Source organism: Streptococcus suis (genome assembly GCF_046032535.1).
Lineage (GTDB): Bacteria > Bacillota > Bacilli > Lactobacillales > Streptococcaceae > Streptococcus > Streptococcus suis_AK.
This window is the reverse complement of the sequence record NZ_JARQPL010000017.1, coordinates 7,870-20,340: the sequence shown is the minus strand read 5'-3', so window position 1 is coordinate 20,340 and position 12,471 is coordinate 7,870. Positions and strand designations below refer to the sequence as shown.

Below are 12,471 nucleotides of genomic sequence, written 5' to 3'. Positions count from 1 at the left end.
CTCTTCCTCTTTTGGAGCCTCCGGCATTGGAGCTGGGACCGGAACTTCCTCCTCTTTCGGTGCCGGTGCTGGAATTTCCGCTTTTGGTTCGTCCATTTTCGGCTCGTCCATTGGAGTTTCCGGTGCTGGAGTTGGATCTGGAACCTCTTCCACTTTTGGAGCCTCTGGCATTGGAGTTGGGGCCGATGCTTCTTCCTCCGCTTTTGGTGCTTCTGGTGTTGGCTCTGCATCCGGTGCTGGAGGAGTTGGCTTATCAGCCTCTGGTTCCATTGGTTTTGGTCCCTCTTCCTCTTTTGGTGTGTCTGGAATTGGAGTTGGGGCTGGAACCTCTTTCTCATCTTTAGGAGCTTCCGTGTCAGTTTTCGGTGTTTCTTCCTTCGATTCTGGAGCTTTTTCTTCTGTCTTAGGTGCCTGTGTTTCCTCTTCTACTTTCGGTGCCGGTGTGTCCTCCTCTTTTGGAGCCGGTGCCTCTGGCATTGGAGTCGGAATTTCTTCCTCGGCTTTTGGCGCTGGAGCTGCGTCCGGAGTTGGGACTGGTGTTTCTTCTTTCGGCGCTGGTGCCTTCTCTTCTGTTTTCGGCTCCTGTGTTTCCTCTTCTACTTTCGGTGCCGGTGTGTCCTCCTCTTTTGGAGCCGGTGCCTCTGGCATTGGAGCCGGAACTTCGTCCTCTGCTTTCGGCGCTGGAGCTGCGTCCGGTGCTGGAGTTGGAATTTCTTCTTTCGGCGCTGGTGCCTTCTCTTCTGTTTTCGGCTCCTGTGTTTCCTCTTCTACTTTCGGTGCCGGAGTGTCCTCCTCTTTTGGAGCCGGAGCCTCTGGCATTGGAGTCGGAATTTCTTCCTCGGCTTTTGGCGCTTCTGCTTCCGGTGTTGGAACTGGAACTTCTTCCTCTTTCGGCGCTGGTGCCTCTGGCATTGGAGCCGGAACTTCGTCCTCTGCTTTCGGCGCTGGTGCTGCGTCCGGTGCTGGAGTTGGAGTTTCTTCTTTCGTCTCTGGTGCCTTCTCTTCTGTTTTCGGAGCCTCTGTTTCCTCTTCTACTTTCGGAGCTTCTTCCTCGGCTTTTGGAGTTTCTGGCACTGGAGCTGGAGCCGGGACTTCTTTCTCAGTTTTTGGCGCTTCCGCATCCGGTATTGGAGCAGGAGCGTCCTCTTTCGGTGTTGGAGCTGGCTCTTCAGCTTTCGGCTCTAGCTTTTTAACTATCTCTTTAATCTTTTCAAATGACCGTTCTGCTTCTTGAGTATAATTTTTCAGGTTACTTCCAATCTGACTTGCATAATTAGCATCATCTCTTTGCTCCAAATGCGCCTTATACTCATTTTCAATTTCTTGATTGTCAGGGTATTTTGCACGATACTGGGCAACCTGACGTGTCAAACGTTCCAACATAACATGGCTTCTAAAGTTTGCCAAGTTTTCAGAAAGTTTCTGAATATCAGACTTGCTTTCCCCAAGAGTAGAAACGCGTCCCATTTCACCTTTTCCAAATCTTAAATTCTCATCCCATAACTGTTTTTGAAATGAGTATTTAGCGCTATCATATTCAGGAAATTCATTCAACTTTTTCAAATCCGTTTTTAGCTCTTCCACAAGTTCTTTGAGGTTCTGAATAAGTGACCTTTTTAATTCTATCTCTTTAGCTATCTCTTTAATCTTTTCAAGCGCTTGTTCTGCTTCTTGAGTATAATTTTTCAGGTTACCTCCAATCTGACTAGCATAATTAGCATCATATCTTTGCTCCAAATGTACCTTATACTCGTTTTCAATTTCTTGATTGTCAGGGTATTTTGTACGATACTGAGCAACCTGACGCGTCAAACGTTCCAATGTAATATGATTTCTAAAATCAGCTAAGTCTTCAGCAATTTTTGGAATGTTGGAAGCATTCTCCTGCAAAGAAGAAACAAGATCCATTTGACCTTTTCCAAAACTTAAATTAGAATCCCACAACTCTTTTTGAAGTGGGTATTGAGAACGATCATATTCTGGGTACTCCTTCAACTCTTCCAAGTCCATTTTTAACTCTTCCACAAGTTCTTTGAGGTGTTGAAAAGGTGTCTTTTTAACTTCTGTATCCTCTGTGGCTGGAGAAGTCTCTGTCGTCGCAAAAGTGGTTGGTGTCGAGACTCCCGCCCCAAGTAGGCAAGTAGCAATTAGCACCGAGCCTACGCCGACTTTAAATTTACGAATACTATATCTGAATTTTTTATTTGCAGTTTCCATTTCTACCATCCCTAAATATATTATATTTTATTATATACTATATTATACCACGATACTCAGGTGGTTGGATGTGTTTTTTATGTGTTAAAACTCTACCGAATAGCTCTGCTTCTTCATCATTGAATACATGTAACTATTTTTCTAGTGGATGTATAATCACACCCTGCACCACACGGTTGACGGTGCCTGTTGGCGATGGTGTATCTGGTAAGTTGTTGCACTTAATGGCTGCCATGATAGATACCGTTTGGGCAAAGATGATGTAAGGGAAGGTTAGGAAAACATCTGGCAGATCTGCTCCACCTTCTGCCAAGACAAAGTTAGCTGCCTCTGTATCTGCTAGCTTGTCAGCCGACAATGCCACTATCCGCTCTGCTATGCCATCACCATGAACTTCATTGAGCAAGTCCACATCATACTGACGAGTGTAGGCATCGTTTGAGGCAAAGAGGAAAATCAAGGTCTTTTCATTGATGAAAGATTTTGGTCCATGACGGAAACCGAGTGGTGACTCGTACATGGTCGCAATTTTGCCTGCTGTCAATTCCAGAATTTTCAACTGAGCTTCGTGGGCAAGACCATAGAAGCCACCCGAACCGAGGTAAATCACTCGCTCAAAATCAAGGTTAATCAAGTCTTGCACGTAGTCTTCACGGTCCAAAACATCTTGACCCAGACGGGCAATGATCTCAACCCAAGCAGCTTTTTCTTCTTGACTGGCTGGCGAGAAGACGAGGAGGGCTGTCAGAGCCATACAGCTGTAAGAACCTGTCATGGCAAAGCCCTTATCGTTTGAACCAGCTGGTTGCAAGAGCAGGAGATTTTCAGCATCGCCTTCAGCCGCTAGTGCCAGCTTACCTTTTGGTGCACAGGTAATGGTCACTTGATACAATTTATCTACCAATTGCTTAGCGACTTCAACTGCTGCCACACTTTCTGGCGAATTCCCTGAACGGGCAAAGGATACCAAAACCGTTGGCACATCTGCCTGTAAATAGTCATGTGGGCGACTAACCAGCTCCACTGTACCAATGGCAGAAAAACGAATGTGTTTCAAGTCATTGACTTGGTTGAGGTAGTTGGCAATACTTTGCCCAACAAAGTCAGAAGTCCCTGCACCTGTAAAAACAACGTGAACAAAGTCATGTTTTTCCTTGATTGATTTTAGAAAACTCTCGATTTTTTCCAATTGGTCAAGATAGAGTTGATAAGCCTCTTTCCACAAGCCAGGCTGTTGGTAAATTTCGGTCGCCGTAATAATAGCTCCCAACTTTTCTAATTCTTCTTTTGCTAAACGGAACATAGCTCCTCCTTGATTTCTGGTTATAACCAGTTTTTTCTTATATTATAGCGAATTTATCCCTCAAAGTCAATTTAAAATAGATTAATATGTCAAATTTATATCCGATATTGCTGACTATAACTTATTTTAAGAAGGTAGCATTATCTACATAAAACATGTTATAATATTTACTACGCCTCTGCCTTTGAAATTTTTTAACAATAAGGCAAAATAAGGTAAGGAAAAATTACAAACAAGGTCTAAACCCTTGATAGGAAAGGAATCTTAAAAATCTTATGATGAATATGCAAAACATGATGCGCCAAGCTCAAAAACTTCAAAAACAAATGGAGAAGAGTCAGGCTGAGTTGGCTGCTACTCAATTTACTGGTAGCTCTGTACAAGACTTGGTTACTGCTACTTTTACTGGAGATAAGAAATTGGTTTCTATCGACTTCAAGGCTGATGTTGTGGATGCAGACGACCTTGAAACCTTGCAAGAAATGACAATCCAAGCCGTCAACGCTGCACTTACAAAAGTTGACGAGGCAACTCAGAAAAAACTAGGTGCCTTTGCAGGTAAATTACCTTTTTAAAAGAAAACGCGATTGGATATTCTCCTCTCGCGTTTTTTTATTCAAAATTATAAATCAAAGACTGAAATTGCAGGAAAAAGAGGTCTGGATAACGTCGATTCTCTTTCATTTCCTCCATCAGACTTTGGAGATCGGTCATGTTGTCAGTGATGATACCATCCACTTGTAGCAGCAACATCTTGGTCATACTCTCTTCTTCATTCGGTGTCCAAGCATAAACTGACTTCCCACGAATCCAAGATTTTACCATAAAGTTTTGATCCAGCGAAGTGTATTCCATAGTATAGCCGTCAGCAACCGTCGTCGGATAGATAGAGTTGAACGGAAGAATAAAGAAGGATACTAATTTCTCGCTATACTGCTTTATTTCGATAATAGTACGGTAATCTAGTGATTGCATCTGGTGTCCTTTGGCAATCAAACGTTGACCGTATTTTTTTAAAAAATTCTGGGTGAGTTTTGGCGAATCTGCCTTGGTCACTTTAATTTCTACCAATAATTTCTGTCCCAGCTCATCCGCTTTTTCAAGATATTCATCAAAAGAAGGAACTGGAGCTGTCATGCCATTTTCAGATGCAGTCATCCCTGTCAACTCTGCAAGAGTATAGTCATGTGTACCTCCGGGATTGCCCGTCAAAGCCAATAAATCCGTATCATGCATGACAATAAACTGACCATCCTTCGTCTCCTGAACATCCATCTCAATGTAGTCTGGCTTGAGTTGAGAGGTTTTCTCTAGGGCCTCGATAGAGTTCTGGACAGCATTGCCATTGTCAACACCGCGATGGGAAATGGTAACTGGCAGGGTATCGAAGGGATAGTAGAGTGCAAGCACTCCTTGGGTACCGAATACCAGACCAGATACTAGCAAAATTGCCAATCGCAAGCGATGACGGAGGCGTTTACGGCGGTAGTTTGGCAATTGTTTCCCTGTTAAGAGACTAATGAATCCCATCATAAAGAGCGCAACTACTCCGTAGTAGGCTAATTTTAGGATTGCATAACAAACAACTGCCAGCCAATATGAAGGACCTGTGTCTGGTAGATAAGGTTCAGCCACTAGCTGTACTAGATAGAGCAATATCCCTATTCCTGTGAATAGGAGGACTGGAAAAGTAACCAGCCAAATCAGACGGAAAAAGGAACTGACTTGTTTTCTTCCCCTGGTCTTCTTCCAAGAATAAGCGATGGATTCCTTCACACTCCTGTGTTCAAAGTAAATGTTCGGCAGAGCGTACATAAAGCGTGATGCGAGCCAGAAGAACAAGAGGAGAAAGAACAAAATCAATATTCCTAGCCAGACTGTGTTAGATAGGTAATCTACGATAAATTGGGGTACTACGATTTTATTAAAATAATAGATATTTAATACCCGTCGTAAAAACGGGAGAAGAATAACTGAGTAAAAGAGCAGAAATAAAACCTTTGGTAGGCTGCTGTGACGGATAATCGCCACCATACTATCTCGTACATCCCGTAAATAGTCGGGGAGGTGCTTGACTTTTTCATCCAACAGTTGCCAAACCCCTGTGAACAATAGAGCTAATTCTAGATAGGCAATGGCAATGTTGACAAAAAAGAGGAGAATAAACAAGCCTGTCACGAGCAGATTTTCAGCAAACACCGACAACAAATTCGTCGGTGAAAGGTAGGCATGCCCTGTCATAGCTAAGAGCCCCTCAGAAATCCATGAATTGAGCGGTATCCAAACAAATTCCATAAAGGTAAACAGGGTAAAAAAGAGCAAAAGAATCTTGTCTAAGTTGTAATATATTTTTTGAAATTCACGTTGTATCTTTTTCATGATTCTAGTGTCCCATATTCTGACAGGAATTGCAAGCCTTCATCAAATATGCTAGACTAGAAAAATAAAGGAGGTTCTCATGATTAGAATTGCACCGATGACTGAAGATTATTTGCATACACTTTGGAAGATTGGCCATCGTCAAGCCGCACCTCGCTGGAAGGAATTTGCAGCTCCCTATTTTGATGACTACCAGGCCTGTGCCACTTTTGAAAATTTTCAAACACTTGAACTCTACCAGTGGTTACAAAAAGATTGTGTCAGAGCAATCTTAGTGGATCAGCTGCCTATCGGATTTGTGAGCTATTACTGGGAGTGCCAGTCAACACGCTGGCTCGAAATCGGGATTGAAATCTATGACGATAAGGTCTGGGGAAAAGGATATGGCACAGCTGCTCTCCAACTCTGGATTGATACCATTTTCCAGCAATTTACAGAATTGGAACACATCGGACTCACTACCTGGTCTGGCAACAAGGGCATGATGAGAACCGCTGAAAAATTAGGCATGACCAAAGAAGCCCATATCCGCAAGGTTCGATACTGGCAAGGGCATTATCATGATTCTATCAAATATGGAATTCTGAGAGAAGAATGGCTAGAACAAAAGAAAAAATCAAGTTCCTAAGTGGAGCTTGATTTTTTACATTTGATTTGCTCTACTATTTCCAAGCCAAAGTAAATCGAAGGGCTACATAAAATACGAATCACTATCTCACTATTGTTGTAACATTGATTGTGCTTGTTTAACAATATGCTCTGCTGTCAAACCATATACATCCATTAAGTAAGCTTGTTGCCCAACTTGACCAAAAGATTCCTCAATACCAATTCGATGTACTGGGGTTGTCAGATCCGTAGCCATTAATTCACAAATGCTACTACCTAGTCCACCAATTCGATTATGATTTTCTACAGTTAATACTGGCCTTCCTGATAATAGAGCTGGTATGTCTTCATGAATTGGTTTGATACGAAAAAGATCAATGACTTGAACAGATACTCCTTGAACCTCTAACTGATCCGCCGCCTTTAATGCCTGCTCTACCATAATACCACTCGCAAGCAAGGTCATATCCTCCCCTTGCCTAAGGACACAGTAGCCTTTGCTAAAATCTTCTCCACCTTGATAAATAGCCGTTGGCGCTTTCCGAATCGTGCGAATATACTTGAGGCCGTCTAGCTGTGTTGTTTCCTCAAGAACAGCTTGAAACTGGATATCGTCACTGACTTCATAAACACGCGCTTTTGGAATCAGTCGCATTAGTCCCAACTCTTCAAATGGCATATGCGTACCGCCATTCATCTCAGCTGATACTCCTGCATCGGAACCAATGACCGTGGCATTAAGCTGGGCATAAGCCAAGGAAATAAATACTTGGTCGTAAACACGACGACTTGCAAAGGGGCCAAAGGTGTGAATATATGGATTATAACCCAGAAGGGACAAACCAGCCGCTACCCCCACCATTTCCTGCTCCATAATGCCAACATTGACATAACGTCCACCCAGAACAGAGGACAGTTTATTTGTGGCCATAGAGCTAGATAAGTCTGCCTCAATAGCTGCTATGGTTGTGTCTTCCTGCCCTACCTGAGCTAGAAAATCACTATAAACCAGTCGCATCTCCTTTGTCTGTCTCATTTCGTCACCTCCAACTCTCTCGCTAAAACAAGAGTTACTTGCTCTAAATCTTCCCGTAATTGACCCGACAAACGCAAATGGTGATTGCTTTCTAATTCTTCTAAGAAGGTAACTCCCTGCCCCTTAGTAGTATCAAGAACGATACATTTTGGTTGTGGAGACTTACTTGACTTCATTGTTAGAATAGCATTTATAATAGCATCTATATCGGCCCCATTCACACGCACTGATTCCCAACCAAAAGCCTGAAATTTTTCAACAAAATCAAAGGTTTGGCAAATATCATGGGTACGACCGTCTAGTTGTTTTTTATTGTCATCCACAAACAGAATCAGTTTCGATAGTTCGTGGTGGGCTGCAAACTGAGCTGCTTCCCAGCATTGACCTTCATTCAATTCCCCGTCCCCTACCAATGTGTAGGTATAGTATGAGGACTGTTCAATTTTCTTACCGTATGCTACCCCAGTAGCGACACTCATCCCTTGCCCCAACGAACCTGTTGTCATATCCACCCCTGGCGTTAAGTTTCGGTCAGGGTGTGAAGGCAAATGTGTTCCATTTTGATTTAGCGACAAGAGAAAATCTCTATCAAAGAAGCCTTTCAAATACAACGTACTATAAAGTGCTGGACCTGCATGTCCCTTAGACAGAATAAAGTGATCCCGCTCCTTAGAAGAGAAATTCTGGACACGAATGTCCAGAATTTCTCCATATAGAGCAGCCAACACTTCTACGATTGATAAGCTACCACCATAATGACCAAATCCTAATTGATTCAAAGTCGCCAAGGTATGGTAGCGAATTTCTTTGGCAAATCGTTTCAAATCAGCTGTACCACTAGTCATATTATCCTTCTTTCTGTTCTTTTTTCACCAATGACAATCCAAGCATCAAGGCCAATACTGCAAAAATACCAACAGAAACTGTGAGAATACCGCCATTTTTAGCAAGAATTCCCAAGAAAATACCTGATAGACCAAAATCTGCATCTGAGAATGTTGAACCTACAAAACCAAGGTCTCCCAAAACTGGGAGCAAGAACACCGGTAAGAAACTGATGAGAACGCCTTGCATAAAAGCACCGCAAACAGCTCCACGAACACCACCTGAGGCATTCCCCATAACACCTGCAGTAGCTCCACAGAAGAAGTGTGGTACGACACCTGGAAGGATAACGACACCGCCAGTCAAGGCAAGAATAATCATGCTGACAATACCACCTGCAAAACTAGAGATAAAGCCAATCAACACGGCGTTTGGTGCATAAGGATAAACAACTGGACAGTCTAGGGCTGGTTTGGAATTCGGAACCAACTTCTCTGAAATTCCTTTGAAGGCTGGAACAATTTCCGCCAAAATTAAGCGTACACCGGATAAGATAACAAAAACACCTGCTGCAAAAGTTCCACCTAGGGTCAAGGCATAAATCATACTGTTAGTACCACCACTAAGGTTTTCCTTAATATAATCACCGCCTGCAAACAAAGCCACAATCATGTAAATCAAAGACATAGAAATGGCAATGCTGACAGTTGAATCACGCAAGAATGCCAAACCTTTAGGGAAATTAATATCCTCAGTAGACTTAGACTTATCACCGACTAAACCGCCTACTACACCACTCAACCAGTAACCAAGTGCACTGAAGTGACCTAGGGCGACATGATCATTTCCTGTCAATTGAATCATGTATTTTTGAACGAAGGCTGGGGAGAGTGTCATAATCAGACCTAAAGCCAACCCACCCATCACAATTAGGCCGACAGAAGTGAATCCTGCAACACTCATGATAACTGCAATCATACAGGCCATATATAATGTGTGGTGTCCTGTCAAGAAAATATATTTAAAGCGTGTAAAGCGAGCAATAGCAATATTGAAGACCATTCCAAGCAACATAATCAAGGATGTAGCAGTTCCATACTTATCCAAAGCCATCGCTACAATAGCTTCATTATTTGGAACAACCCCTTTCAAGTTGAAAGCTTGTTCAAACATTTGACCAAATGGCTCAAGCGAGCCAACAATAATATTCGCTCCGCCACCAACAACAATAAAACCAACAAAAGTTTTCAAGCCCCCCTTAATTAAATCTGCTGCGGGCTTTTTCTGTAAGGCTAAACCTAGAATAGCAATGAGAGCAACCAGAATTGCCGGAGTTTTAGCAATATCAATGAGAAAATCCAATACCATTTTCTGTCTCCTTTATAATTTTATCTTTGCGGGTCATCCCCTGTGTATACAATTTAAACCAAACCTTTTTCTTGACAGATAGCCGTGACAAGTTCCCTCAACTCATTCATATCAATAATACTATTCAATATTCGAACATCTCCTAAATGAGTTGCAGAATCAGCCAGGTCACGTCCGACAATCCACACATCTGCTTCACTCGGATTGGCACCACCTAGATCATAATGCTCCACATGAACATCTGATACACCTAAATCTCGCAAAATGGATTCAATATTCATTTGAACCATAAAGCTAGAGCCTAAACCTGAACCACAGGCTGTTCCAATTCGTAACATATTACTGTTCCTCCTTTAATAAATGTTGTACATCGGCAAATTCTTTGGCGCCGACAAGTTGTTGAATATTTTCTTCTTCTCGCAAAATTTTTGTCAAATGCGAGAGTGCTCTGAGATGGGTTTGATTATCCACGGCTGCAATACAAATGAACAGCCGAATTTCATGACTAGGGTCATCCAATAGATAAACTGGCTTATCCAATACCAACATTGACATCCCTACCTCATTAACCCCATCTTCTGGTCGTGCATGTGGAATCGCAATTCCTTTACCTAGGTCAATAAAAGGACCAAACTCTTCTACCTTCGCTATCATAGCATCAATATATCGAGTTTCTATAGCTCCTTTATCTGCCAGAGGTCGTGCAGCCAGGGCAACTGCTTTTTGCCAGTCTAAAACTTCCTCAGACCATTGAAAGGTCTCTTTTGTAATCAATTCTTCTAACATAGGACTCCTTCCCCTTTGCTCATGGGAGCGCTGATTGAGAAACTGCACCAATTCATATTTTAAAGCCTGCTCCTGATGAATGGTTGCATGTTTCCCAACAAGTGATAATAACTGCTCAATCTCAATCGGAAAATAAGCCGCATTTGGGAAATGCTGATTAACCAAATGAAATAATTCTTTTTTATGATTAGAGGTCATCAGCTGGGATACCAAGAAAAATGGTAGCTCTATATTCAGCTTGATAGTTCCAAATACCATGTCATAGTCTGTCATGTCTAGCATCTTCCAATCCTGTAAGGAATGGGTATCGGCAAAATAGATATTAGGAAATAGTTGCCGTAGATTTTCTTTTACAATCAGCGAAGAGCTCACTCCATTTGGGCAAACAACCAAGGCCCGATAACGATATGAACGTTGTTGACCTGCTTCGATGTAGCCACCAAAGTGGATGACAAAATAAGATACCTCACTATCTGGTATAGTAAAACCTAGATGCTCTTCCAAAGGTCGCAAAGCTTTTTTTACAAGATAGAACAAGTCAGCATGCTCTTCTTTGATGGTTTCAGTATATGAATTGACATTTACCAAACGAGATGTTAAACGGTAGTAAGCAGGAATTAGGTGACGTTGCAAACCTTCAATCATTTCCGAGCGATGTTCAAAAGCAATTAAGGACAAACGTTCCATCTCTTCCACTATTTCTACAGTCAAGTGGTAAAATAGGTCATCCTTTTCTCCGCTCTCACCTTCTAAGCATCCTTGCAGTAAATGTGACAGATACTCTTGTGTCGCAGCATTTAATTCTAATGTGCTAGTACTTTTTAAACGTAATAATTTCCAAAGGCGTTGCAGAAAATCTTTTACAAACCCTACCTTTCCTTCAAAATTCCAGTTAATAAGGTTGCCAACACGCGCCTGACGGATAAATAAAAATATCAAAAAATACAAATATTCATCCAATCTCTCTTCTAAAGCTGAGACTTTATAATAATTGCAAGCTTGCTGACTCACTATTTTCAATTCTTCAATAGGATTTTCCTCACCCCAAGATTTAAGAATATAATCCAAAGCCCACACACCAATCGAAGACTGCAAACAATTACTGAGTGCATAAAGCGCCAAGCGATGTTTATCTTCTTCTCGACCAATTAGATGATAGCCTTTCGCCCTCGTATATTCCAAACGTACTTGAAAGTCCAAGCAAAGTTCCTTTACATTCTTAATATCCGTCAACGTTGTGTTACGGCTCACACTCAATAATTCTTGGTAGTGAACGTTTGATACAAATTCTTTTCGGATAAAGGTATAAAGATAGATAAGAAGCTGTCTTTCTTCTTGCGAAAGATAGATCTGGCGATTGCGAAAGAGCGAGAATACACTTTCTTTTTGATTGTAAAGCTCCGTAGAAATAACAAACTCGCTATCTTTGTATTGTATCTGCGGGAAGGAATGTTCTTGCAACAATTGATTGACTAGTTCCAAATTAGAATGTAGCTGCTCCTTTTCAATTCCTGTTTGAATACTAAGTTCGTACAAACTTTCTTTTCGAGTCGCAAACAATTCCATCAGAATTGCCATGGTACGATTATCAACCATATTTTCCTCCTTGTCTTAATTGTATCCCTTTTCATTTCTGATTTCTAGAGTCTTTGAGCCCAATTAATATAATGAAAAACAAAAATTCAATTGTGCTCACTACTTAAACTAAAAAAGATTGGTGCCCACCAATCTTTTTATATCACATATCATCTTCCATTTTTTAGCGCGGGCTGAAACAGTCTATCCCCAGACTGTACCTCGCTTTCCTATTTCCAAGCTCGGGCTGAAACAGTCTATCCCCAGACTGTACCTCGCTTTCTTATTTCCAGGCTCGGGCTGAAACAGTCTATCCCCAGACTGTACCTCGCTTTCCTATTTCCAAGCTCGGGCTGAAACAGTCTATCCCCAG

At 41.9% G+C, this 12,471-nt stretch carries 10 protein-coding genes; 2 read left to right on the top strand and 8 right to left on the bottom strand.

Features of this window, described 5'->3' with window-relative positions:
- Positions 1-2,226 (bottom strand): GAG-binding domain-containing protein (locus P7J58_RS06520; protein WP_408572570.1); only part of this gene is annotated, 2,226 nt, incomplete at its 3' end.
- A gap of 124 nt (positions 2,227-2,350) precedes the next feature.
- Positions 2,351-3,520 carry an SIS domain-containing protein gene (locus tag P7J58_RS06515; protein ID WP_408555936.1) on the bottom strand — a complete coding sequence of 390 codons (1,170 nt, stop codon included), beginning with the start codon at positions 3,518-3,520 and terminating at the stop codon, positions 2,351-2,353.
- Positions 3,521-3,795: 275 nt separating this feature from the next.
- Here P7J58_RS06515 and P7J58_RS06510 point away from each other — a divergent pair, with 275 nt between their 5' ends.
- Positions 3,796-4,095 carry a YbaB/EbfC family nucleoid-associated protein gene (locus P7J58_RS06510; RefSeq protein ID WP_002941492.1) on the top strand — a complete coding sequence of 100 codons (300 nt, stop codon included), beginning with the start codon at positions 3,796-3,798 and terminating at the stop codon, positions 4,093-4,095.
- 37 nt (positions 4,096-4,132) lie between these two features.
- On the opposite strand, the gene P7J58_RS06505 is transcribed toward P7J58_RS06510, so the two are convergent.
- Complete coding sequence (locus P7J58_RS06505) at positions 4,133-5,899, bottom strand: glycerophosphodiester phosphodiesterase (protein WP_408555937.1); 1,767 nt, start codon at positions 5,897-5,899, stop codon at positions 4,133-4,135.
- Between the two features lie 79 nt (positions 5,900-5,978).
- Here P7J58_RS06505 and P7J58_RS06500 point away from each other — a divergent pair, with 79 nt between their 5' ends.
- Positions 5,979-6,527 carry a GNAT family N-acetyltransferase gene (locus P7J58_RS06500; protein ID WP_408555938.1) on the top strand — a complete coding sequence of 183 codons (549 nt, stop codon included), beginning with the start codon at positions 5,979-5,981 and terminating at the stop codon, positions 6,525-6,527.
- A gap of 90 nt (positions 6,528-6,617) precedes the next feature.
- Here P7J58_RS06500 and P7J58_RS06495 read toward each other — a convergent pair whose 3' ends face one another.
- Genes P7J58_RS06495 through P7J58_RS06475 form a run of 5 tightly spaced genes read right to left on the bottom strand, consistent with a single transcriptional unit; the run spans position 6,618 to position 12,119 of the window.
- Positions 6,618-7,544: a transketolase family protein gene (locus P7J58_RS06495; protein ID WP_024380237.1), complete on the bottom strand. Its 927-nt coding sequence runs from the start codon at positions 7,542-7,544 to the stop codon at positions 6,618-6,620.
- Complete coding sequence (locus P7J58_RS06490) at positions 7,541-8,389, bottom strand: transketolase (protein ID WP_024380238.1); 849 nt, start codon at positions 8,387-8,389, stop codon at positions 7,541-7,543. Before P7J58_RS06490 ends, P7J58_RS06495 begins: the two co-directional genes overlap by 4 nt.
- Position 8,390: 1 nt before the next feature.
- Entirely contained in the window at positions 8,391-9,737 is a 1,347-nt protein-coding gene (locus P7J58_RS06485) for a PTS ascorbate transporter subunit IIC (protein WP_408555939.1), read from the bottom strand.
- A gap of 53 nt (positions 9,738-9,790) precedes the next feature.
- Positions 9,791-10,075, bottom strand: a complete 285-nt coding sequence (locus P7J58_RS06480; RefSeq protein ID WP_002935998.1) for a PTS sugar transporter subunit IIB — start codon at positions 10,073-10,075, stop codon at positions 9,791-9,793.
- 1 nt (position 10,076) lies between these two features.
- Positions 10,077-12,119 carry a BglG family transcription antiterminator gene (locus tag P7J58_RS06475; protein ID WP_408555940.1) on the bottom strand — a complete coding sequence of 681 codons (2,043 nt, stop codon included), beginning with the start codon at positions 12,117-12,119 and terminating at the stop codon, positions 10,077-10,079.
- Between the last annotated feature and the right edge of the window lie 352 nt (positions 12,120-12,471).

Bases quoted from the DNA above. Each gene is read 5' to 3' on its own strand.
- P7J58_RS06515 (WP_408555936.1), bottom strand. From the start codon at position 3,520: ATGTTCCGTTTAGCAAAAGAAGAATTAGAAAAGTTGGGAGCTATTATT.
- P7J58_RS06510 (WP_002941492.1), top strand. From the start codon at position 3,796: ATGATGAATATGCAAAACATGATGCGCCAAGCTCAAAAACTTCAAAAA.
- P7J58_RS06505 (WP_408555937.1), bottom strand. From the start codon at position 5,899: ATGAAAAAGATACAACGTGAATTTCAAAAAATATATTACAACTTAGAC.
- P7J58_RS06500 (WP_408555938.1), top strand. From the start codon at position 5,979: ATGATTAGAATTGCACCGATGACTGAAGATTATTTGCATACACTTTGG.
- P7J58_RS06495 (WP_024380237.1), bottom strand. From the start codon at position 7,544: ATGAGACAGACAAAGGAGATGCGACTGGTTTATAGTGATTTTCTAGCT.
- P7J58_RS06490 (WP_024380238.1), bottom strand. From the start codon at position 8,389: ATGACTAGTGGTACAGCTGATTTGAAACGATTTGCCAAAGAAATTCGC.
- P7J58_RS06485 (WP_408555939.1), bottom strand. From the start codon at position 9,737: ATGGTATTGGATTTTCTCATTGATATTGCTAAAACTCCGGCAATTCTG.
- P7J58_RS06480 (WP_002935998.1), bottom strand. From the start codon at position 10,075: ATGTTACGAATTGGAACAGCCTGTGGTTCAGGTTTAGGCTCTAGCTTT.
- P7J58_RS06475 (WP_408555940.1), bottom strand. From the start codon at position 12,119: ATGGTTGATAATCGTACCATGGCAATTCTGATGGAATTGTTTGCGACT.